The 25,290-nt window shown below is 28.9% G+C and carries 19 protein-coding genes; 14 read left to right on the plus strand and 5 right to left on the minus strand.

Going from position 1 to position 25,290, the window contains the following annotated elements:
* Positions 1-129 precede the first annotated feature (129 nt).
* The 6 genes from cmk (at position 130) to U8307_RS00120 (ending at position 6,826) form a co-directional block, all read left to right on the plus strand.
* Positions 130-807: a (d)CMP kinase gene (gene cmk / locus U8307_RS00095; protein WP_326909057.1), complete on the plus strand. Its 678-nt coding sequence runs from the start codon at positions 130-132 to the stop codon at positions 805-807.
* The gene (locus U8307_RS00100) at positions 792-1,397 is read left to right on the plus strand and encodes a lysophospholipid acyltransferase family protein (protein WP_326909058.1); all 606 of its coding nucleotides are present in this window, start codon (positions 792-794) and stop codon (positions 1,395-1,397) included. Before cmk ends, U8307_RS00100 begins: the two co-directional genes overlap by 16 nt.
* Positions 1,387-3,708 (plus strand): bifunctional 4-hydroxy-3-methylbut-2-enyl diphosphate reductase/30S ribosomal protein S1, encoded by a 2,322-nt coding sequence (locus U8307_RS00105; RefSeq protein WP_326909060.1) that lies wholly within the window; start codon positions 1,387-1,389, stop codon positions 3,706-3,708. The genes U8307_RS00100 and U8307_RS00105 overlap by 11 nt, the downstream gene beginning before the upstream one ends.
* A gap of 78 nt (positions 3,709-3,786) precedes the next feature.
* Positions 3,787-4,827, plus strand: a complete 1,041-nt coding sequence (locus U8307_RS00110; protein WP_326909062.1) for a M42 family metallopeptidase — start codon at positions 3,787-3,789, stop codon at positions 4,825-4,827.
* The gene (locus tag U8307_RS00115) at positions 4,818-5,819 is read left to right on the plus strand and encodes a M42 family metallopeptidase (RefSeq protein ID WP_326909064.1); all 1,002 of its coding nucleotides are present in this window, start codon (positions 4,818-4,820) and stop codon (positions 5,817-5,819) included. Before U8307_RS00110 ends, U8307_RS00115 begins: the two co-directional genes overlap by 10 nt.
* Positions 5,820-5,842: 23 nt before the next feature.
* Positions 5,843-6,826, plus strand: a complete 984-nt coding sequence (locus U8307_RS00120; RefSeq protein ID WP_326909065.1) for a M42 family metallopeptidase — start codon at positions 5,843-5,845, stop codon at positions 6,824-6,826.
* Positions 6,827-6,903: 77 nt separating this feature from the next.
* On the opposite strand, the gene U8307_RS00125 is transcribed toward U8307_RS00120, so the two are convergent.
* Genes U8307_RS00125 through U8307_RS00135 form a run of 3 tightly spaced genes read right to left on the minus strand, consistent with a single transcriptional unit; the run spans position 6,904 to position 10,717 of the window.
* Entirely contained in the window at positions 6,904-7,278 is a 375-nt protein-coding gene (locus tag U8307_RS00125; protein WP_326909067.1) for a PqqD family peptide modification chaperone, read from the minus strand.
* A gap of 28 nt (positions 7,279-7,306) precedes the next feature.
* Positions 7,307-9,235: an OPT family oligopeptide transporter gene (locus tag U8307_RS00130; protein ID WP_326909069.1), complete on the minus strand. Its 1,929-nt coding sequence runs from the start codon at positions 9,233-9,235 to the stop codon at positions 7,307-7,309.
* A gap of 39 nt (positions 9,236-9,274) precedes the next feature.
* Positions 9,275-10,717 carry an aminoacyl-histidine dipeptidase gene (locus U8307_RS00135; protein WP_326909070.1) on the minus strand — a complete coding sequence of 481 codons (1,443 nt, stop codon included), beginning with the start codon at positions 10,715-10,717 and terminating at the stop codon, positions 9,275-9,277.
* Positions 10,718-11,009: 292 nt separating this feature from the next.
* Between U8307_RS00135 and U8307_RS00140 the strand changes: the two genes are divergently transcribed.
* From U8307_RS00140 to U8307_RS00155, 4 genes are all read left to right on the plus strand, one after another.
* Positions 11,010-11,699, plus strand: coding sequence for a HesA/MoeB/ThiF family protein (locus tag U8307_RS00140; RefSeq protein WP_326909072.1), 690 nt, complete (start codon positions 11,010-11,012; stop codon positions 11,697-11,699).
* Between the two features lie 128 nt (positions 11,700-11,827).
* Positions 11,828-12,748: an acyl-CoA dehydratase activase-related protein gene (locus U8307_RS00145; RefSeq protein WP_326909074.1), complete on the plus strand. Its 921-nt coding sequence runs from the start codon at positions 11,828-11,830 to the stop codon at positions 12,746-12,748.
* Entirely contained in the window at positions 12,720-13,817 is a 1,098-nt protein-coding gene (locus U8307_RS00150) for a 2-hydroxyglutaryl-CoA dehydratase (protein WP_326909075.1), read from the plus strand. The genes U8307_RS00145 and U8307_RS00150 overlap by 29 nt, the downstream gene beginning before the upstream one ends.
* Positions 13,798-14,775, plus strand: a complete 978-nt coding sequence (locus U8307_RS00155; protein ID WP_326909077.1) for an acyl-CoA dehydratase activase — start codon at positions 13,798-13,800, stop codon at positions 14,773-14,775. Before U8307_RS00150 ends, U8307_RS00155 begins: the two co-directional genes overlap by 20 nt.
* A 73-nt stretch (positions 14,776-14,848) precedes the next feature.
* Here the strand turns inward: U8307_RS00155 and U8307_RS00160 are convergent, their stop codons facing one another.
* Entirely contained in the window at positions 14,849-16,291 is a 1,443-nt protein-coding gene (locus tag U8307_RS00160) for a spore germination protein (protein WP_326909079.1), read from the minus strand.
* 96 nt (positions 16,292-16,387) lie between these two features.
* A complete protein-coding gene (locus tag U8307_RS00165; protein ID WP_326909080.1) occupies positions 16,388-17,971 on the minus strand; it encodes a peptide chain release factor 3 in 1,584 nt (527 codons plus the stop codon).
* A 321-nt stretch (positions 17,972-18,292) separates the two neighbouring features.
* On the opposite strand from U8307_RS00165, the gene miaB reads away from it, so the two are divergent.
* The 4 genes from miaB to miaA are packed head-to-tail and all read left to right on the plus strand — an operon-like array spanning position 18,293 to position 25,289.
* Positions 18,293-19,729: a tRNA (N6-isopentenyl adenosine(37)-C2)-methylthiotransferase MiaB gene (gene miaB, locus U8307_RS00170; protein WP_326909082.1), complete on the plus strand. Its 1,437-nt coding sequence runs from the start codon at positions 18,293-18,295 to the stop codon at positions 19,727-19,729.
* A gap of 34 nt (positions 19,730-19,763) precedes the next feature.
* Positions 19,764-22,385, plus strand: a complete 2,622-nt coding sequence (gene mutS, locus U8307_RS00175; RefSeq protein WP_326909084.1) for a DNA mismatch repair protein MutS — start codon at positions 19,764-19,766, stop codon at positions 22,383-22,385.
* Between the two features lie 15 nt (positions 22,386-22,400).
* The gene (gene mutL, locus U8307_RS00180; protein WP_326909086.1) at positions 22,401-24,326 is read left to right on the plus strand and encodes a DNA mismatch repair endonuclease MutL; all 1,926 of its coding nucleotides are present in this window, start codon (positions 22,401-22,403) and stop codon (positions 24,324-24,326) included.
* An 18-nt stretch (positions 24,327-24,344) separates the two neighbouring features.
* On the plus strand, positions 24,345-25,289 hold the full coding sequence (miaA, locus tag U8307_RS00185; protein ID WP_326909088.1) for a tRNA (adenosine(37)-N6)-dimethylallyltransferase MiaA: 945 nt from the start codon (positions 24,345-24,347) through the stop codon (positions 25,287-25,289).
* Position 25,290: the final 1 nt, after the last annotated feature.

Below are 25,290 nucleotides of genomic sequence, written 5' to 3' on the forward strand. Positions count from 1 at the left end.
AATATAAAAAGGACAGATTTCAATATCTATCCTTTTTTGTATTTAATTTTTCAATATATGAATTTAAAAATATTTTTGTTGTTATATTTTTGAATTTGTAATATAATAATAAAGTATTTATGGAATAATATGAAAGGAACATCAAGAATAATGATTATTGCAATAGATGGACCTTCTGGAGCTGGCAAAAGTACTGTTGCAAAGCTTGTAAGCAAAAAACTAGGTTTTGAATATATAGATACTGGAGCCATGTATAGAGCGTTGGCTTATAAAGCTTGTAAAAATAATGTTGAAATTAATGAAAAGAATTCAGAAAAATTAGTTAATAATACTAATATTGATTATTTTAATAATAGTATTTACTTAGATGGAGATAATGTTGATAATTACATAAGGGATGAAAATATATCCAAAGCTGCTTCTAAAATTTCAGCTCTTGAAAATGTTCGTATAAAAATGGTAACCCTTCAGAGAAATATAGCCAAAAATAAAAGTGTAATTTTAGATGGACGAGATATAGGCACCCATGTTTTTCCTAATGCTAATTATAAATTTTTTATAACTGCTTCAGTTGAAGAAAGAGCCAAAAGACGATATAATCAATTAAAGAGTGAAAATTTTAATGTTGATTATGATAATATTTTAGCTGATATATTTAAAAGAGATGAAAATGATACTAATAGAGAAATTTCTCCACTTAGAATAGCTGATGACGCAATTATAATAGACACTACTGATATGAAAATTGAAGATGTTGTAAATTATATCATCAATTTCATTGGAGGAAATACATGTTATATAAAATAATAGTAGTATTACTTAAAATTTTGGTTCATATTATATTCAATTTGAAAATTTATAATTCTGATAAAATTAACAATATAGAAGGAAGAATTATAGTTTGTAGCAATCATATTTCAATAATTGACCCAGTAATTTTAGCTATATCTTTAAGACGACAAGTTCATTTTATGGGTAAAAAAGAATTATTTGAAAATAGGTTGTTATCATATATATTTAAAAAGTTAGGAGCATTTCCAGTAGATAGAGAAGGAGTTTCATTTTCAGCAATAAAGAATTCTCTTAATGTTTTAAAGAACGATGGAATATTAGGAATATATCCTGAAGGAACGAGGGTTTCAGAAGGTTATAACGAAAGTAATGCAAAACCTGGAATAGCGATGATAGCCAATAAATCTAAATCTAAGATAATCCCTGTATATATTAAAGGACCTTATAAATTCAGAGGTAAAATTGAATTATATTTTGGAAATCCAAAGGATTACTTTAATAATACAACAGAAAAAGTAAATTCTGAAAAATATGCTGAAATAGGTAAAGAAATATTAAAGGATATTTATAAATTAGAAAAGACAGGTAAAACAAATGTATATTGAAAAATCAAAGTACACAGGTTTTTGCTCTGGAGTAAAGGTAGCTATTGAAAAAGCAAAAAAAACACTAGATAATGAAAAAAAGCTTTACAGTCTTGGTGAAATCATACATAATAAGGATGTAGTTAATGATTTAGAAAATAAAGGATTAAAGGTTATAGAAAAACCTCCAAAACTAAATGATGCCAAACTATTAATAAGATCTCATGGAGTTGGCAAGAATATTATTGATATATTAAATGAAAACAATATTGAAATAATTGATGCTACCTGTGTAAAAGTGAAAAAAATACATAAAATAGTTGAAGAATTCAAAAACAATCATTACAATATAATAATTGTTGGAGATAAAAACCACCCTGAAGTAATAGGTATATTAGGTTGGTGTAATAATGAGGCGGCGATTATTGACAGCTCAGAAGAATTATTAAATTTAAATATTAATCCTTTAGAAAAGTATTGTCTTGTGTCTCAAACAACATTCAATACAAACATATTTAAAGATATATTAAATACTATTAAAATGAATAATTTTACGAACATTGTTACTTTCAATACTATTTGTGATGCAACAAAAAAAAGACAAGAAGCTTGCTTAGAACTAGCAGCAAAAAGTGACGTAATGTTAATTATTGGAGGAAAAAATAGTTCAAATACAAAGAAACTATATGAATTAAGCAAAAAAGCTTGTATAAATACATTTCATATTGAAAATTATAGGGAAATTCCTTATAAATATATTGATAAAAATACTAAGGTGGGAGTATCAGCAGGAGCATCAACTCCTGACTGGATAATTGAGGAGGTTATTAAAATGTTGGAAAACCTAAATACTAATGAACAGAATGAAAAAGAAGAACAAAGTGTAAATGATGAACAAATTGGAACAATGCATGAATTGTTCGAGAATTATGGCGGAGTTTCAAATATCAGAACTGGCCAAACAGTAAAAGGTACTGTAATTTATGTAAGTCCTGAAGCCATATCTGTGAACATAAATTATAAATCTGATGGAATTATTACAAGAGAAAATTATTCTATTAATGAAATAGAAGATTTAACTCAAGAAATAAAAGAAGGAGATGAAATAGAAGCTTTAGTTATCAAAATGTCAGATCAAGATGGCAATGTTGTTTTAACTAGAAGGCCTATTGAAGAACGTAAAGTTTGGGAAGAGTTAGAAAAATTCAGAATTGAAAATACTATACTTGATACAACAATTATCGAAGCATCTCAATATGGAATTTATGGAAAAGTTAAAGGAATAAAAGGATTTATTCCAAGAAATCAAATTTCTATAAATAGAAATGTAGATCCATCAGAATATGTTGGCAAAAACCTAAAGGTTGTTGTTTTAGAAACTAAAAATAATAAAAGAGGAAGAAAACAAAACCAATTAATACTATCTTCTAAATATATAGAAAAAATTGAGAAAGAAGAAAGAGATAAAAAAGTATGGGAAAACATCCAGGAAGGTGAAGTATACGAAGGAACAGTTAAAAATATTCAAGATTATGGTGCTTTTGTAGAAATAAATGGCATTGATGGATTACTTCACATTACTGAGATTGCATGGACAAGAATTAAACATCCTTCTGATGTTTTAAAAACAGGAGATAAAATCAACGTTAAAGTTAAAAGCGTAGACAAGGAAAACAAAAGATTATCTTTAAGTTACAAGGCAACAGTAAAAAGCCCATGGTCTTCATTCCTTGATAAATATAAAAAAGGTGATGTAGTTGATGGAAAAGTAACAAGAATAGTGGATTTCGGTGCTTTTGTAATGGTAGATGATATTGAATGCTTGTTGCATATAAAAGATTTAGATTGGGCTAGAACTGAAAAAGTAACTGACGTGCTTAATGAAGGTCAAGATGTAACAGCAAAAATATTAAATATATCTAAGAAAGACAAAAAAATAAGTCTTGGGTTAAAGCAACTTGTTGAGCATCCTTTTGATCAATATGCTAAAAATTTAAAAAAGGACGATATAATACAGGTTGAAGTAACACGTATTTTATTAGACGGAGTACATGTAAAAGTAAACGAAAATATAGACTCCTTTATGCCTATAAATAAAGTATCTAATGAAAAATTAAGAACACCTGCTCAAGTTGTAAAAGTTGGTGAAATAAAAGATGCTAAAATATTAGGCATTGACATGAAAAATAAAAAACTTAACTTAACATTTATATTAGAAGACAAGAGTGATGAATTTTCAAATAATGATACCCCTGTATCTTATAAATCTGAAGAAACAAACTTTACAATTGGAGAATCCATAGGTAATGCTCTTGAAGACTTGTTAAAGTAATAATAAATATTAAATCCTATGAAGTTAGATCCTATGATCTAACTTTTTTTCCATCAAAATAAATTTAGGAGGTTACTTGTGATAAAAGAATTTTTACTTGATTTATGTTCAAATCAATTTGTTTCTGGAAATGAATATATTAACGGAAATATATTAATAGATAATTTTCAACCATATACAGATTCCTATGAAAAGGACAAAATAGGAAGCTATATATTCAAATCAAATGGAACTAATAATAAAAAAATAATGCTCTCAGCCCATATTGATGAAATTGGATTAATGGTAACAGGAATTCTAGATGATGGATTTTTAAGATTTACATCAGTTGGGGGCATAAATCCTGCTTCATTAGTATCTCAAGAAGTTATTGTTTACGGTAATAGTGAAGTTTATGGAGTAATAGGAATTAAACCACCTCATATAACCTCGGATGAAGAAAGAAAAAAGCCATTGCAAATAAAAGATTTATTCATTGATACAGGTTATTCTAAGGAAAAATTACAAGAACTTGTTTCAGTGGGAGATTTTGCAGTCATTAAAAGAGACCCAATTGCCTTACAAGGAAGTAGAATTTCTGCTAAAGCTTTTGATGATAGGGCATGTGTTGCTGTAATGCTTGAAGTTGCAAAAGAACTTAAAAAAATTTCTCATAAAAGTAATATATACTATACAGCTTCAGCTCAAGAAGAAACTGGCTGTAGGGGAGCAACAACAGCTAGCTATAAAATTAATCCCGATATAGGTATAGTATTAGATGTTGGATTTGGTTCAACACCAGATCTTCCACCTGAAACAGCAGACCTTGGTAAGGGACCTGTTGTAGCGTATGGAGGTAGATTGAATTCTAAACTAACAAAAAAATTCATTGAAGTTTGTAAGAAATACAATTATAAAATTCAATATGAAGTAGCTCCAGCAGCAACAGGCACTGACACAGAATCATTACAAATTAACAGAGAAGGCATTCCTTGTATCCTTTTGTCAATTCCTCTGAGATATATGCATACATCCGTTGAAACAATTGATTTTAAAGATGTAGAAAATACAGGAAAAGCAATTGCTCGTTTCATAAATGAAATTGATAATTCTGATTTGGAGGAAATATTATGTTTTTAAAAGAATTAACACAACTTTCCGGCGTATCAGGAAATGAATATGAAGTTAGGAACTTTATAAAAAATAAATTAGATGAAATAAACTGTGAATATTATATAGATAAAATAGGTAATTTAATAGCACACAATAAAGGTAGAAAAAACAAAACAATTATGATTTCAGCCCATATGGATGAAGTAGGTTTAATAGTATCAAATATCGATAAAGATGGTTTTATTAAATTTCAAACTGTAGGTGGCATTGACCCTAGAGTTTTAAATTCTAAGATAGTAGAAATTGGTGATAAAAAAATACCTGGTGTAATTGGTTCAAAGGCAGTACATCTAATGACTAAAGAAGAAAGAGGTAAAACAATACCAATCGATAAACTATACATTGATATCGGTTCTGAATCAAAATCAGAAACAGAAAAATTAGTAAACATTGGAGATTATGTTTCCTTTAAAAGTGATTATGTTGAATTTGGTGATAATTTAATAAAGGCAAAAGCGTTAGATGACAGAGCCGGTTGCAACGCAATTTTAGAACTTTTAAGCATGAAACTTAATATAGATTTTTATGGTGTGTTTACTGTAATGGAAGAAGTAGGTTGCAGAGGAGCATATACTGCTGCTTATGCTTTAGAGCCAGATTTAGGCATTATTATTGAAGGAACAATTTGTGCAGATATGCCTGAAATAGAAGACAGCTCTAAATCAACAACTATTGGTAAAGGGGCAGCATTATCAATTATGGATAAATCTACAGTATACGATATAGATTTCGTTAGATACGTTGCTAAATTAGCAGAATATAATAATATTTCATACCAATATAGAAAATCTACTTCTGGTGGAAATGATGCAGGAGCCATACACAAAACTAAAAACGGTGCAAAAACAGTAGCAATTTCAGTTCCTTGTAGATATATTCACTCACATGTAAATGTTGCTAGTAAAGAAGATTATAAAAGTGTTATAGAACTAACAAAAGCTGTTTTATTAGATCAATAAATAAGGAAAGAAAGGGGAATAAAATGAAATTTAATAGTGATTTAATTAAAAATCTATCTGATTGTTTTTCACCATCGGGCAGAGAACAAAATGTACGTGAATTAATTATAAATGAAATAAAAGATTATGTAGATGATTTTAATATAGATTCTCTTGGCAACCTAATTGCTAGAAAAAAAGGAGCTGGTAAAAAAATAATGTTTTCAGCTCATATGGATCAAATAGGATTGATTATAACCCATGTAGATGAAAAAGGCTTTTTAAGTTTTTCAAATGTTGGTGGACTTCAAGCAAAAGAATTATTAGGTCATCGAGTGATATTTAACAATGGTCTTGAAGGGGTAATCTGTTCTGAGGAAGTAAAAGATAAAGATAAACTTACGATGAGTAAATTATATATTGATGTAGCTTCAACATCCAGTGATTTTGTAAAAAAGAATTTCCAAATAGGGGATATGTGTGTTTTTAAAACAGACTTCTACGAAAATGAAGATTGTATAATATGCAAAGCAGCTGATGACAGAATAGGATGTTATATTTTAATTGAAGCAATTAAAAACCATCCATCAACTGATAATGATATATATTATGTATTTTCTGTACAAGAAGAAGTTGGAACAAGAGGTGCTAAAACAGCTGGATACAGTATTAATCCTGATTTAGCAATAGCCCTTGATATAACAGCAACAGGCGACTCCCTAGATAAAACAAAAATGGATGTTAAATTAAATGGAGGAGCAGCTATTAAATTAATGGATAAGTCTCTTATAACACATCCAGAAGTTAAAGACTTGCTCACAAATTTAGCAAAAAATAATAATATTAAATATCAATATGAAGTTTTGGAATTTGGTGGAACAGATGCTGGTGCAATCCACTTAACAAGAGAAGGTGTCCCTAGCGGAGTAATTTCTATTCCAACTAGAAATCTACATACATCAGGAGAAATATTCAACAAAAATGATGTAATTGAATGTATTAAGTTAGTAATAGCAGTAGTGAAATAAACATTACCAACAAAAAAATAGACTCTTAAGCTATGTATCACTTAAGAGTCTATTTTTGAATCATTATTACTTAAAATTTATACTTCGTATTCTTTAAACTTAATCCAGCCTCGTTTAGATAGATATTTTAAATATGTTATCAATCTATACATTTCATTATTGACATCTTCTTTATATTTTTCTGACATAAGTTTTGCAATATCATAAATAGTTCGTTCACCATCTATATACTTCCATACTGTTGAACATCGTTCATCTAAATTTAAATTAGTAATAGATTTTCTATTTACCATCCAAGCTAAAAATTTTTTAATTGGATCTATAGTTTTTAAACATAAAACAACTTTACCATCTTCCTCTTTCCAGTCATTAAGTTTAATTTCTGGCACAAATAATGCAAAATTATGTTTTGTATCTATATCTTTATAAAACACCTCTTGATTCTTCATCATAAATCATCCTTACTATTTAATTGAAAATCTAAGCATTTTTGTTTCTTTTAATTGAGAACAAATAAATCCATAATCCTAACAAAATAAACATTATAAACGAAAACAAATCACTCTGTGTTATATTTGTTAAAAATCCTTTACCAAATGCAATATTTATATTAGATGCAACCAAAGCTGCTACAATTATTCCCATTAAAGCATCACCAGCAACTAACCCTGATGCTAAAAGTGTTCCTTTTTCAACAACCTCATCTCTTCGCTTTTTATCTTTGCCAAATCTTCTTTCAGCAATTTCTCGTATTATTCCACCAACTAAAATGGCAGCATTAAGAGTTATAGGAAGATAAATCCCTAAAGCAACAGGCAATATTGAAATTCTAGCCATCTCACAGAATATTGCAATAGCGGCGCCTATAATTATTAATGTCCAAGGAAGTTGAGCAGTCATTATTCCTTCAACAATCATTTTCATTAAAGTTGCCTGAGGTGCAGCTACTTCTGCAGTTCCTATTCCATAAGCAGATTCAAGCATGTTAATTACAAAAGCAGCAAATGCTCCAGCTATTGAAAGAGCAATAAACATACCTAGCTGAACATTCTTAGGAGTACCTCCAATTATAAATGTAGTTTTTAAACTTTGTGCAGTTCCACCTGCCACTGCTATAGCTACACAAACAACTCCACCTATTGTAATACATTTAGTCATATATTCCTGTGAGACACCACCAGTTATTTTAATTATTGTAGTAACAAAAAGCATAGTTGCTATAGTCATACCAGATACTGGATTATTAGATGCTCCTATTATACCAACCATTCTTGCAGATACAACAGCAAAGAAAAAACTAAATACAACTGCCATTAGCCCACCTAATATTCCTCCATTTATTATTGGTAAAAGCCATGTTAATCCAAAGCCAAATGCTGCTGCTAATATAACCCATAAAAGAGGTGCTTCTAAATCGATCCTGCTTACTTTTTTATTTTCACCAGTTCCAATCCCACTAATAGCTTGTTTAAAGCTTGTTACAATTGTAGGAATAGATTTAGCTAGGGAAATAAAACCTCCCATTGCAACTGCTCCAGCACCAATATATTTAATATAATCGGCCCAAATTTCAGTAGCACTCATTTCAGATATAATTTTTGTTGCGGGGAATAATGGATCAGTCAAGCCTACTCCTAAAAATTTAATTAATGGAATAAGAGCAAACCATGCTATTACAGAACCACCAAACATAAGTAATGACGCTTTAGTGCCTACAATAAAACCAACACCTAAAAGTGATGCTAATGTATCAAATCCCATCATTGTTCCTTGATAGTTTTTAATAATATAAGTAGCTTGCTCTCCCCATAATGCAAATCCACCTGAAAATAACTTGTATCCAGCTCCTACACCAAGACCTGTCATTACAGTTTTAAATCCCTGACCACCTTCACTACCAGTAACAAGAACTTCAGCTGCAGCCATACTTTCTGGGTATACTAAATTACCATGTTCTTCGACTATCAAATATCTTCTTAAAGGAGTAATGAAAAATACTCCCATAAGTCCACCTATAATGGTTACTGTAATAACTGTAAAAATACTCAATTGTAATCCCCATAAAATTAATGCTGGCAAAATAAATATAACTCCTCCAGCAAGAGATTCTCCCATAGCAGCTAACGATGCAACTACGTTGGCTTCTAATATATTGTTTCTTTTAAACATGCCCTTTAATACCCCGGTTGCTATTATTGCACCAGGTATACCTGCTGAAATTGTCAACCCAACCTTTAAACCAAGGTATGTATTAGCTGCTGCAAAAAGACAAGCTAGTATAATACCTAGTATAATAGAATAACCTGTTGTTTCTGGCATTGCCATTGAAGTTGGTACAAAGGGAACATAATCTTCACCTCTTATATCACCATAAGCTGTTGATGATAACTTTTTTCCTTCTTTACTCATAATTCAACTCCTATTGTCAAGTTTTCTTGTATTATTTTACTATTTCATATTTTTCATTAATTTTATTATAAATTCCCATAGATTTTGAACGGAAGTTATGCTAATATGTTCATCGGGAGTATGAACATCATATAAATTTGGTCCAAAACTAATCATATCAACATCAGGCATTTTTTCCTTTAAAAGACCACATTCTAAACCTGCATGAATAGCATCTATTTTTGGTTCTTGTCCTTTAATCTCTTTATATGTTTCTACACAAAGGTCTCTTAATTTTGAATTCGGTTCAAATTGCCATTCTGGATAGTCAGAATCATTTATTAATTCGGCTCCAATTAATTTAGATAATGTTTCTATTCTATCCAATATTTCAACTTTTAATGTTTTAACAGAACTTCGAACGGCAGATTCAAAAGTTACTTTATCTTCATTAAATATAATAACGCCTAAATTTAAACTACTTTCAACCAATCCTTCTATATCTTTACTCATTGTTTGAATACCATTAGGCATTAAGTTTAAAAAATTGATTATTTTAACAGTAATTTCAGTTGTTAAATGTTTTTCTACTTTAACTTCTGTGATTTCTAATTTGACATCTGGATCTTGTACCCTTAATTCCTTTTTAAATATATCAATAGTATTATTAGCAATTAATTTTAATTTTTCTATGTTTGTATTTTCTGTAGATAAAATAACTTCAGATTCCCTTGGAATAGCATTGTTTTTAGCGCCGCCACTAATATAAGCAATGTTAAAATCAATTTCTTTATTAATTGAGTTTAGTAATCTTCCCATAAGTTTATTAGAATTTCCTCTTTGCTTTATTATTTCCATTCCAGAGTGTCCGCCTCGTAATCCTTTTATTTCTAATTTTAACGCAGAATTACTTGTATTTTCCCACTTATTTTTAATATGGACATAATTAGTAGCTCCTCCGGCACAGCTTACAAAAAATACTCCTTCTTCCTCAGCATCAATATTTAATAATGCTTTACCATTTAAATGTTTCGGGTCTACAGCATTAGCACCATACATTCCTGTTTCTTCACCAGTTGTAACTAATATTTCTAAAGGTGGATGTGGTATATCATTAGAATCAAGTAATGCTAAACCAAAAGCTACAGCAATTCCATTATCTGCACCTAATGTTGTGCCATTAGCATATATATAATCATCTGTGATTCTAAGTTTTAATGGATCCTTTAAAAAATCATGATTAATATCTTTATTTTTTTCACAAACCATATCCATATGTCCTTGTATAATAACAGGAGATAACCCTTCATAATTTGAGCTAGCTGTTTTTCTAATTATTACATTTAACTCACTATCTTGTATAACCTCTAAATTTCTTTCTTTAGCAAAATTCACCAAGAAGTCACTTAAAGCTTTTTCATTACCTGAACCATGAGGTATTTTAGTAATATCTTCAAAAAACTTGAAAACTTTTTTTGGCTCTAAATTTTCTAAAACTGCCATTTTGTTAACACACCTTTCAGTCTTAATATTGTTTAGTTTATTTAAATAAACTTTATACTTAATATTCCTACAATTAAAGCAATTATTCACTTAGAAGAAAGCCGAAGTTACTACAAGTAAATCTCCAGCATTTATAATGGTATTCTTTGCAATAAAGCAATGAAAAAGAATTACCTACAATGCAAATAGTACATAGATATTCATTGTAACGATTACTTATTTATAGTATAATAATAAATAGACAATACAAATAAAAAGATAAGTTACTTGATATAAATTAGGAGGTGGTTAATTGTTTGATAATTTAAGATACTCTAGAAATAGGGAACTTATAAGTACAACAGAACAAGAAAAGTTAGCAAACTTTACAGTTGCTGTTGTTGGTCTAGGTGGTTTAGGCGGACATATATCAGAACAACTATCACGTCTCGGTATCGGAAAACTTATTTTAGTAGATGCAGATAAAGTAGATGATAGCAATTTGAATAGACAAATATTTGCAACTGAAAAGAATATTGGTCAATTCAAAGCAGAGGCTGCAAAAGCGCGTTTAACAAACATTAATTCAAATGTTGAATATAATTGCCGTGTAGAATACTTTGATGAAACAAATGCAGAAAAAATACTTTCTGGAGTAGATATAGTAGTAGATGCTGTAGACAATATATCATCTAGATTTTTATTACAAAAAGTTTGTAAAAATCTAAAGATACCATTTGTACATGGCTCCATTGGAGGCTGGTATGGCCAAGTAAGTTTTATACTGCCTGGCGATGATACTCTTAACCTTATATATCCAGATGATAATGTTGTTGGCGTAGAAAATAATTTAGGTAATCCAGCGTTTACACCTGCATTAATAGCTTCTATAGAAGTAGCAGAAGTTTTAAAATATTTACTAAATAAAGGGGAACTTTTACATAATAAAATGCTATTTGTAGATTTACTTCAACATGACTATATGATAATTAAATTAAAATAAGCTTTTATAAGACATACGATAAAACAATGAGATAATAAGTATAATTTAATAATTATTTCCTAAATAAGAATAATATCACAAATTATAGAAATAATATAATTTGTGATATTATTTAATTTGGAGGTAATATGAAAGTAGGAATTCCACAGGGGTTGCTGTATTATAAATACCATCCCTTTTTAATTACGTTTTTTAGTGAATTAGGTGCTGAAATAATTACATCAGTTAATACAAATAAAGAAGTTTTAGATGCAGGAGTTAAATATTGTGTAGATGAAGCATGTTTGCCTATAAAAATATTTCATGGTCATATTTCTTTTTTAAAGGATAAATGTGATATCATTGTTATTCCTAGATTGATGCAACTCCACAAAAATGAATATATATGTCCGAAATTTTGTGGTTTACCTGAAATGGTCTTAAATAGTATTCCAAATATGCCCAAAACAATAACAGCGCCGATTTATGCTTCATCAAAAAGAAAGTTATATTATTGGGCAAAAAGTTCTGGTAAACTTTTCACAAAAAACAATTTAAAAATTAAAGGTGCTTTTATGAAAGCATTAGACAAACAGGAAAAACATAAAACAGGTATAAATGATAAAAAATACGAATTGAAAGTTGCATTATCAGGTCATCCATATAATATTTATGACAATTATGTAAATATGAATGTAATTAAAAAACTTAACAACTTAGGTGTAGGCGTTATAACAGAAGAATATATGGATACTAATTTAATAAACACTGAAGCAAAAAATCTATATAAAAAACCATTTTGGACTTTTGCTAGAAATAATTATGGTTTTACTGTTAATGCATCTAAAAATAAAGAGGTAGGTGGAATTGTATATATTTCTTCTTTTAATTGTGGAATAGATTCCGTAATTGTTGAATTAATAAAAGACAGAATTTGTGATTTCCCTTTTTTAATTCTTAAAATTGATGAACAAACTGGAGAAGCTGGAATCAACACTAGGTTAGAAGCTTTTGTTGACATGCTCGAAAGGAGATATGAAATTGAAAGTAACATTTCCACAAATGGGTAATATTTATTTAGCGGCTAAAGTCTTATGTGAGGGTTTAGGAATAGAATATGTTATTCCACCCCAGAATAGCAGAAATGCTTTAAATATTGGTTCACTTCATTCTCCTGAGGAAATGTGTTTACCTTTCAAGATTATGATTGGCAATTATATTCAAGCTATAAAACAAGGAGCAGATACTGTTATACTAACTGGTAGCTGTGGACCATGTAGATTTGGTGAATATTGTGAATTACAGATGAACTTATTAAAAAAACTAGGGTATAATTTGGAGTTCATAGTAATAGATATGCCTAAAGATATTGGAATAAAAGAATTGTATAAAAGGATTACAAGATTCTCTTTAAATAGCAAAAAATCTAAATATAAAAAAACAAAAGCATTATTAGATGCGATTAAAGTAATGAATTTAATGGATGATATTGAAGCTTCAGCACATAATTTAGCAGGTTATGAAAAAATAAAAGGAAATTGTAAATCTTTATTAAATAATTGCAAAACAGATGCTTTAAAATGTAAAAGCCCTTTAGAAATGATTAATCTATTAATAGATTATAAACATAAAATAAATCACATTTCTATTGATATTAATAAAAATCCTTTAAAGGTAGCAATAATAGGAGAGATTTATACTGTTATTGAACCTTTTTCTAATTTATGTATTGAAGATAAGCTTATGGATTATGGTGTTTCTACAAAAAGAAAACTTACTCCAAGTTGGTGGATTAAAAATACTGCTTTAAGTCCAACTAAACTTAATTCTATAGATATCAAAAAAGGATCTAAAGAATATCTGCCACTTTACATAGGCGGCCATGCTAGAGAATGTATTGGTGAAGCTGTTTTAGCTTACGAAGATAACTTTGATGGTGCTATTCAAATATTTCCAATGGGATGCATGCCTGAAATAGTATCTAAATCAATTTTACCAACAATATCAAAGGATAAAGACTTTCCAATTATGTCCTTAGTTGTTGATGAAATGACAGGAGAAGCAGGTTATATCACTAGAATTGAAGCTTTTATAGATTTACTAGAAAGGAGACAGAAAGATGTATTACTTAGGTGTTGATGTAGGTTCGGTAAGTACTGATCTGGTTATATTAGATAATTCTATGAATGTTATTGAAAAAATTTATTTAAGAACTAGGGGGAACCCAATAAATGCTATTCAAGAAGGTTTTAAAATTTTAAAAAATAAATATAAAGGAATTGAAATTAAGGGAGCTGGAACTACTGGAAGTGGAAGGCAAATAGCTTCAACTATTATAGGAGCTGATACAGTAAAAAATGAAATTACTGCTCATGCAGTTGCTGCTTTAGATAAAAACAAAAATGTAAGAACCATAATAGAAATTGGCGGTCAAGATTCTAAAATAATTGTAATAAAAAACGGAGTAGTTTCTGATTTTGCAATGAACACTGTATGCGCTGCCGGAACAGGCTCATTTTTAGATAGGCAAGCTGAAAGATTGGAAATACCAATAGAAGAGTTCGGCGACTATGCTCTTAAAGCTAACACTTCAGTACGAATTGCAGGTCGTTGTGCAGTATTTGCTGAATCAGATATGATTCATAAGCAACAGCTTGGATATAATAAATGTGAAATTATTAGAGGACTTTGTGATGCTTTAGTAAGAAATTACCTTAACAATATTGGTAAGGGAAAGGAAATTCAACCTATAGTATTTTTTCAAGGCGGTGTTGCTGCAAATAAAGGAATGAAAGATGCCTTTGAAAATGCTTTAGGTTTTGAAGTATATGTTCCTGACAACTATGGTATGATGGGAGCAATTGGGGCAGCAATCATCGCAAAATCATATTCAGAAAAAGCTAAAAAAACAAAATTTAAAGGATTTGAAATATCAGATAGTGATATTAAGTCAAAAAGTCATGAATGTGAGGGTTGCTCTAATAAATGTGAAGTTGTTAAAATTTACGAAAATAATAATATTATAGGATATTTTGGAGATAGATGTGGCAAATGGAGTAATAAATTAATTAAAATTAATGAAAATTTATTAGCTTAGTTCTTATATCCTAATCCAATATTCTGTAGGGGACGCATTGTATGCGTCCCGCGATTTGCAGTCAATGCAAACCCTACAACTTTCCTCTTATTTTTGGTACTGGCATTCGGAACAATATATGTGATAAAGGTTTCCATTCAAATGGAAACAATGGCCATGTATACTTTTTAGCATTTTTAAAGGAACTCGTATTGTAAGTAATAATAAAAATTACTAATAATCCTATAAAAAATCCTATGCCATTAAACAGTCCTGTTAATACAAGTAGAAATAGCCTGAAAATTCGTATTGCCATTGCGAATTCCAAACTAGGTGTTGCAAAAGTTCCAATTCCTACAAGCGCCATATAAAGTACAGTCTCCGATACAAAAAAACCAACTGTGACTGCAAGTTCACTTAATATTAATCCTCCAATTATACCTAAAGAAGTAGTTAATGCACTAGGTGTATGTATAGAGGAAAGTCGCAGTAAATCAAATCCAAACTCAAGTAAAATAAACTGAACAAATAAAGGAATAGTACCAGATTCCTTTGGCCCAATAAAATTTAAAAAGTAGGGGATATACTGAGGATTATTAACTAATAAAAGCCATAGCGGAAGAAGTATAAAGGCTGAAATCATTCCTAAAAAGCGTATCCAACGCAAATAAGTACCTACTGCGATATTTTGATAATAATCTTCAGCATGTTGAGTAAAATGAAACATTGTAACAGGCAATAACATAACACTTGGAGATGTATCAACTATAATCGCAATATGACCTTCCATTAAGTGAGATGCTACAACATCTGGTCGTTCCGTAAATTTAGCTTGGGGAAGGGGATTATACCAGTGTTTTTTTATTATAAGTTCTTCTAAGGTTTTTTCAGCCATTACTAATGCACCTACATCAACACCATCTATTTTATCCTGAATTTCTTTTAGAAGTTTTTCATCTACCATATCTTTAATATAAGCAATAACAACATCTGATTGAGATCTTTTACCAACACTTTTTATTTCAAATATTAGATTAGGATCTCTTAATCTTCTACGAATTAAAGCTGTATTGAATATTATCGTTTCTACTAAACCGTCGCGGGAACCTCTAGTAACCTTTTCTAATTCAGGCTCCGAAGAACTACGTACAGGATAAGATCTGGAATCAATAATTAATCCTTCATCTTCACCATCAATTATAAGCGCTGAAGCTCCAGATAACACAGCCGATTCCATTTGTTTTATATTTGTAAAGGTTTCTACTTCGATATATCCTATTTTTTGTTTTAGTAATAATGTTATTATATTTTTTTTATCAATATCTTCTAATTGCAAAGGTTGGAGTTCTTCTAAAATATAAAGCATAATATCATCCTTTGCAAAGCCGTCTATAAAAACTAAATACGCTTCTCTTTGCCCAATAATTAATTCTCTTCCTATAATATCAAAACTTTTCTTTATAGGAAGTCTTTGTTGAATAATATCTTTATTCTTTTTAAGGGATTTGTTTAATTTGATATTCTCAAAAGTATCCATGTTCACTCCTATAAGTTAATTATTTATAGACTTCCCATTTATACTTTTTGTTATACTAAAAAAGACTGTTTACTTTTAAGTAAACAGTCGCTTTAATTATTCAACAATTACATCATTAACATTAAGTGCTTCTACCAATTCAATGTCTTCATAACGATCTTGAAAACTCCTCAAGGCATATTGATTTGTAAAAAGCAATACCGGTCTTTCATAATGATCAAAAACAAGCATACATCTAGAATTTTGATATTTTTTAAGACTATCAGAATCTTTTGTTTTAACCCATCTTGCAACAGTAAAATCTATATTTTCCATTCTAATTTCTGTATTATATTCATTTACTAAACGATATTCAAATACTTCGAACTGGAGAACACCTACAGCACCTAAAATGACTTCATTATATTGGTTTTTATATACTTGAATAGCACCTTCTTGAGCAAGTTGTTCTACACCTTTTTGAAAGTTTTTTCCCTTAAGAGAATTTTTTGCACTTACACGGCTAAATAATTCTGGAGGAAAAGTAGGTAAGGGTTCAAAGTTAATTATTTCTTTTCCTTCCATTAAAGTATCTCCAATTTGGAAGTTACCAGTATCATAAATACCTATTACATCTCCAGCATAAGCTATATCTACCGTTTCTCGTTCATTTGCCATTAAATGTGTTGATTGACTTAATTTCATTTGCTTTCCTGTTCTAGCTAAAGTTACATTCATACCCCTTGTAAATGTTCCTGAACATATTCTCATAAATGCTAATCTGTCTCTATGATTTGGATTCATATTGGCTTGGATTTTGAAAATAAATCCAGTGAAAACATCATCTGTAGGAGTTACTACACCAGTTGTAGTTTTTCTTGTAGTTGGTGGAGGAGACATGCTTAGAAAATGATTTAAAAATTCTGTTACACCAAAGTCTGCTAGTGCAGATCCAAAAAAAACTGGTGATAATTTACCTTTTTTTATTTCCTCTATATTAAATTCATTTCCAGCACCATCTAAAAGATCCATTGCATCTCTTAAAACTTCTAAATTACCTGGATTTAAAATACCATCAAGTTTAGTTGAATGAACCCCATCATCGTCTAGCTTAATTTCTAATTTTTTTCTGAATAAATAAACTGTATTATTTAATCGGTCATAAACACCTTCAAATTCCTTGCCAGCACCTATAGGCCAAGTAACTGCAACCGATGGAAGTCCTAAAACATCCTCAAGTTCCTGTGTTAAATCAAGGGGATCCATTCCATGTCGATCTAACTTATTAATAAATGTGAAAATTGGAATACCTCGCATACTGCATACTTGAAATAACTTTTTAGTTTGAGCCTCTATACCTTTAGCAGCATCAATTACCATTACAGCACTATCTACTGATGTTAAAATACGATAAGTATCTTCACCAAAGTCATTATGACCTGGTGTATCCATAATTGAAATTACTTTATCATTATATTCAAATTGCATTACAGAAGAGGTTACAGAAATACCACGTTGTTTTTCTATTTCCATCCAATCAGACTTTGCATATTTAGAATTTTTTCTTGCCCTAACACTTCCAGCTTCACGAATAGCGCCACCATGCAATAAAAGTTTTTCTGTTAATGTTGTTTTACCTGCATCCGGGTGAGATATGATACCAAAGATGCGTCGTTTATTTATCTGCTCTTTATTTGTCATGAAATTTCCTTTCTCGTTTATTATCTTCTAGTTTTTCTACCTTTCGTATTTTACATCATTTATGTGAAAATATAAAGTATAAAATATAATTTTTTCAGAAGTTGAATAGAACGTAATATATCTATCTTACCTTATAACTCAATAATTGTTACTTTCTTATAGTTTATAGTTAAACTAACGTTGTAAAATTAAGCATTTTTATATTGAACTAATCTTTATTAAGTGATATAATATTTTGAATATAACAAGGTAAAATAATGTCTTACGCCACTATACGTGGCAAGTACTAATAAAATGTTTTAAATAGAAAGTTGGAGACTAATGAGCAATAAAAAAGATATAATCAATATAAACAAAGATACAAATTTAACAAGCGAAAAAGTTATTAAATTAAAAAATAATAACGAGCAATATTTTATATTAAATGGGAAAAGGAAAACTTATCATATATTAACTTATGGATGTCAAATGAACGAACATGATTCAGAGAAAATTGCTGGAATGTTATCATCAATAGGATATGATGAAACTTCTGATGAACACAATGCTGATTTAGTGATTTTTAATACATGTCTTATTAGAGAAAATGCAGAATTAAAAGTGTTTGGGAAATTAGGTGAAGTAAAGGGATTAAAAAGAAATAAACCTGATATGATTGTAGCAGTATGTGGATGTATGATGCAAAAAGAAGAAATTAGAGATAAGGTTCTAAAATCATTTTCTTTTGTAGATATTATCTTTGGTACAAATACAATTCATGAACTACCGAATTTAATTTATAATGTTGAAGTAAATAAAAAGAAAAGTGTAGATATAATTGATAATTCAGACCTTATTTTTGAAGATATGCCTAAATCAAGAAAGTTTAATTATAAGGCATTAGTTAATATAACTTATGGATGCAATAATTTTTGTACTTATTGTGTAGTTCCATACGTAAGAGGAAGAGAAAAAAGCAGAGAACCAATTGAAATAATTAATGAAGTTAATGCCCTTGCACAAGAAGGCTGTAAAGAAATTACTTTATTAGGTCAAAATGTTAACTCTTATGGTAATAATTTAGAGAATAAGTTTACATTTGCTAAGTTATTATATGAATTAAATAAAATAACTGGTATAGAACGCATTCGATTTATGACGTCCCATCCAAAGGATTTAACGGATGATTTAGTTATGGCAATTAAAGATTGTGACAAAGTATGTAACCATGTACACTTACCTATACAAGCAGGAAGTAATGATGTTTTGAAAAGAATGAATCGTAAATATACTAAAGAGCATTATCTTGAACTTGTTAAAAAGTTAAAGTCTGCAGTACCTGATATTGCAATTACAACTGATATAATCGTTGGTTTCCCAGGGGAAACAGAAGAAGACTTTCAAGAAACTTTAGATGTAGTCAAAAAGGCAGAATATGATTCAGCTTTTACATTCTTATATTCAATGAGAGAAGGAACCAAGGCTGCATTGATGGAAGATCAAATACCTGATGATATTAAACATAATAGATTTGACAGATTATTAGAAGTATTATACCCAATAGTTCTAGCAAAGAACGAAGGATGCATTGGTAAAGTATATCCAGTTTTAGTTGAATCAATAAGTAAAACTAGTGATAACTTCTTAACTGGTAGAACAGAGCATTTTAGACTTGTACATTTTAAAGGTAGCGAAGATTTAATTGGTCAAATGGTAAATATAAAAATCACTAGTGCAAAAACATTCCATATGGAAGGGGATATAGTAAAAGATAAATAAACTATATCCAGCCATTAAAAAAAGGAGTTGTATTATGGCAAAATATACACCTATGATGGAACAATATCTAGGAATAAAAGAACAATACAAAGATTGTATACTGCTCTATAGACTTGGAGATTTTTATGAAATGTTTTTTGAAGATGCACTTATAGCGTCTAGAGTTTTAGAAATTGCCCTTACAGGGCGTGATTGTGGACAAGAAGAAAGGGCTCCTATGTGTGGAGTACCACATCATGCAGTAAATAATTATATACCAAAGCTTATAGAAAATGGCTACAAAGTAGCAATATGTGAGCAAGTTGAGGATCCAGCTACTGCGAAGGGTATAGTGAAAAGGGATGTAGTTAGAGTCGTAACACCTGGAACTGTAATTGAACAAAGTATGCTTGATGAAAAAACTAACAACTATTTATGTTGTATATATATTGCGGAAGGCTTTGGCATATCATATGTGGATGTATCAACTGGAGATTTATATGTAACAGAAAATATATCATTAAGTGACTATGCTGTTAATAGTAATAAGAGATATGAACTATTAAATGGAGAAATCAATAAAGTAAATCCTTCTGAAATTATTTCAAACAAACTTACAGGTGATGAAATTATTGACTCAAGAATTTCAATTACTGATATTTTAAAGTTTACAGAATATAAAAATATTATATTAAATCACTTTAATGTGGTATCATTAGATTCCTTTGGAATATCTGATAATATAAATGCTATAATTTCATTAGGCATGCTAATTGATTATTTAAATCAAACACAAAAAACTTCATTGGAGCATATAAATAAGCTTCATTTTTATAATACTGGTGAATACCTTCATTTAGATTCTAGTACTAGAAAAAACCTTGAACTAATTGAAACTATTAGAGGTAAAAAGGGTCAAGGAACGTTATATCATGTATTAGATAATACTATGACTGCAATGGGTGGAAGGAAATTAAAAAAATGGATTGAAGAACCTCTGAAGAATATTACTAACATAAATAATAGGTTAGATTCTGTTGAAGAGTTATTTAATAATGTTATGGCATCAAACAACATAAAAGAGTACCTGAAAAATGTTTATGACATTGAACGATTAATTAGTAGGATAGTTTATGGTAATTGTAATGGTAGAGATTTAGTTGCATTAAAGCAGTCAGTTTCAAATTTACCTGATTTAAAAACAGAAATATCAGAATTAAAATCAAAAATGTTTTCTAATATATGTGATAACTTCGATACATTAAGAGATATCTATGACATAATCGATAAATCTATAGTTGATGAACCTCCTATTTCAATAAAGGAAGGTGGAATTATTAAAAGAAACTATAATGTTGAACTTGATGAAATAATAGAAATATCAATTAATGGCAAAAATTGGATTTCACAACTTCAAAATGAGGAAAGAGAAAAAACAGGTATTAAAAACTTAAAAATTGGATATACAAAAGTATTTGGCTATTATCTAGAAGTTACTAAATCTTATTTAAAAAGCGTACCCGATAATTATATTAGAAAACAAACACTAGCTAATTGTGAACGATATGTAACTCCTGAACTAAAAGAAATGGAAGCTAAAATTTTAAATGCAGATGAACAGGTAATGAAACTTGAATATGATTTATTTCTAGAAGTAAGACAATATATAAAAAGTCAAGTTACTAAAATACAAGAAACAGCCCATAATATAGCAATTATTGATGTACTCAATTCTCTTGCAATTGCTGCTGTTAAAAATGACTATACAAGACCGGTAATGAATAATAACGGATATATGAATATTGTTGATGGAAGGCATCCTGTTATAGAAAGAATAATTAAAAACGAACTGTTTGTTCCAAATGACACATATATAGACAATAAAGAACATAGAATGTCAATTATAACCGGACCAAATATGGCGGGTAAATCCACATATATGAGACAAGTTGCATTAATAGCTCTCCTTGCTCATATTGGAAGTTTTGTTCCAGCAAAATCTGCTGAAATATGCATTTTAGATAAAATTTTTACTCGTGTTGGAGCTTCTGATGATTTATCTCAAGGTCAAAGTACCTTTATGGTTGAAATGAGCGAAGTTTCAAATATTCTTAACAATGCTACTGAAAACAGCCTTTTGATTTTAGATGAAATTGGTAGAGGTACAAGTACCTATGATGGCCTTAGTATAGCTTGGAGTGTTGTAGAATATATAACTAAAAAAATTAAGGCAAAAACATTGTTTGCTACTCATTATCATGAATTATCAGAACTTGAAAGCAAATTAAAAAGTGTAAAAAACTATAGAATATTAATTAAGGAAACTGATGATAAAATAATTTTTTTACGTAAAATAACTGAAGGTAGTGTTGATAGAAGTTATGGAATTCAAGTTGCAAATTTAGCCGGACTTCCAGAAGAAGTAGTTTTTAGAGCTAAGGAAATTTTGAAACAATTAGGCGAAAGTGACATAACAAAACCTTTTGCCAAAAATAAAAAAGAAAGAGTATCTGATAAATTTCAAGTTTCCATGTTTGCAGAAAACCCTATAGTGAGTAATAATGAGGAATACAAAGATTTTGCTGAAATTATTAAAAATATAGATGTAAATAACTTAACACCAATCAAAGCATTAACTTTATTAAACGATATAATAGAAAAAGCAAAGCATATTTAATAAGAAGGTATTAAAATGGCTAAAATACATTTGTTAGACAATGATACAATCAATAAAATAGCAGCAGGAGAAGTAATAGAAAATCCTAAATCAATAGTCAAAGAACTTATTGAAAATTCCATTGATGCAGAAGCTGATGAAATAATTGTTGAAATAAAAAAAGGCGGAAAAGGCTTAATACGAATATCAGATAATGGTAAAGGAATAGACAAAAACGAAATAGAAGAAGCTTTTAAAAGACACTGCACTAGTAAAATTAAATCTTCTGACGACTTAAATTACTTGTTTACTCTAGGTTTTAGAGGAGAAGCTTTAGCAAGTATTGCTGCCGTTTCTCATGTTAATGTAATTTCTAGAACTAATAATGATACATATGGTATAAAGCTTGAAATTAAGGGTGGAGAAGTTATAGTTAAAGAAGATATTGGATGTCCTGTGGGAACAACAATAACTGTTACAGAACTTTTTTATAATGTTCCTGCTAGAAAAAAATTTTTAAAAAGCGATGCATCTGAAAGTAGCCATATTAATGAAATAGTAACTTCCTTAGCTCTAAGCAAAGAAAATATATCATTTAAGTATATTAATAATAGCAATGTTGCTTTTAAAACACCGAAAACAAATAATTTCATAAATACTATTTCTAGTCTCTATGATAAAGAACTTTATAATTCATTATTAAACGTAAATTACAAAAATGATATAATTGAAATTACAGGATATACAACGAACTTAAATTATTACAGAGGTAATAGAAAACATCAGCTAATATTTGTAAATGGTAGATATATTAAGCACAAAAGAATTAACTACTTTATAGAAGCAGCTTATAATACTTTGCTGCCTAAAAACAAATATCCTGCATGTTTTTTAAAACTTGAAGTTGAACCCGCATTAATAGATGTAAATGTTCATCCTGCTAAAACAGAACTACGGTTTCAAAATGAAGAACTTATTTTAAATGAAGTTAAAAAATCAATATATAAGGCTCTTAACTCTGCTAATATAATTAAAGAAATTAAAAAAGAAACTTTCCATGAAAAATCTAAAAAAACAAATGTAAATAATTCTATTTTTGATAATAAAAGTGTTGAAAATACTTTACATATAAATTATGATGATTTAAACAATATAGATAATATTAAATTTACAGAAGTTAACTACAAAGTAGATAATGATATTAAAAATAAAAATATATTTGAAGAAGCCATTGAAGATTCAATAAAGAAAGATGAAAATTATAAAACACTTGAAGATAATTGTATATCAGAAGGTGAAGGTGATACCCAAATATATTTGTCAACAAAGGATAAAGATAATAAAAAACAACAAATACTTATTGAAGAAAATATAATTGAAAAAATACCAGAACTTTCAATTATCGGTGTAATAATGGACACATATATAATATGCGAAAATAAAACAAAAAAAGAAATGTATATGATAGATCAACATGCTGCACATGAAAGAATAAATTACGAAAAATTTTTATATCAATTTCAAAATAGTGAAATTTTAAAACAAGAACTAATTGTTCCAGAAGTTATAAATTTATCCTATGAAGATTTTTCTATAGCAGCAGACAATGAAAATATTTTTGAAAACTTAGGTATTTCTTTTGAAAAATTTGGTATTAATGCTATACTGATAAGTAATATACCTGTTATTTTTAGTAATACTAATATAAAGGAATTATTTTATACGATTCTTGATTCTATAAAAGGAATTAGTAAATCAAATATACAAATTGATAAAATTATAAAGAATGCATGCGTACAATCAGTAAAATCAGGAGATAAATTACATACTCTTGAAATTAAAAAATTAATTGAAAATTTAAGAAATACTGATAATCCTTACACGTGTCCACATGGTAGGCCTGTTATAATTAAAATGTCAAAATATGAAATTGAAAGAATGTTTGAAAGAATTCAAAGTTAATGAATAAAGGATTAATAAATGAATAATAAAATAATTGTTATAGTCGGTCCTACAGCGGTAGGAAAAACCTATGTTTCAATAGAATTAGCAAAAAAATTAAAAACAGAAATAATATCGGCAGATTCAATGCAAGTATATAGAGGAATGAATATAGGAACTGCAAAAATCATAGAAGAAGAAAAACAAGGAATAGTTCATCATATGATAGATATAATTAATCCTGATGAAAACTATTCAGTTTCAGATTTTAAATTCGAATCAGAAAGAATAATCGACAATGTTCTTTCAAAAAATAAAACTCCAATTATAGTAGGGGGGAGCGGTTTATATGTTAATTCATTAATATATGATTTAGATTTTGGAAATGCAAAATCTGACACGAAAATAAGAGATTACTATACGTCATTTTATTATGAGCATGGTAAGGAAGCTTTATATAATAAGTTAAAAGACGTAGATCCTGAGTCTGCAGAAAAAATACATAAAAATAATGTAAAACGAGTAATGCGGGCGTTAGAAGTACATGATATTACAGGTAAGAAATTCTCTGAAATAAATACTGATATAAGAAAATATAGCGAAAAGTATGAACATCTTTTAATTGGATTAAGTATGGATAGAAAAATCCTATACGAAAGGATAAATCAACGAGTAGAAAAAATGTTATCTGATGGTCTAATACAAGAAGTAAAAACACTTTTAGATAAGGGCTATCATAAGAATCTAGTTTCAATGCAAGGAATAGGATATAAAGAAATTATTGATTATTTAGAAGGTGAAACCAACCTTGAAGAAGCTGTGAAAATATTAAAACGAAATACAAGGAGATTTGCCAAAAGGCAATTTACCTGGTTTTTAAAAGATCCAAACGTTAAGTGGTTTCAAATTGGTGATGTTAATGAAATCGATAATATAATTGAAGAGATATTCGAATATACAACTATAAAGAAAAAAATAAAATAAG

The sequence above is a fragment of the Sedimentibacter sp. MB31-C6 genome, from assembly GCF_035934735.1.
Taxonomy (GTDB): domain Bacteria; phylum Bacillota; class Clostridia; order Tissierellales; family Sedimentibacteraceae; genus Sedimentibacter.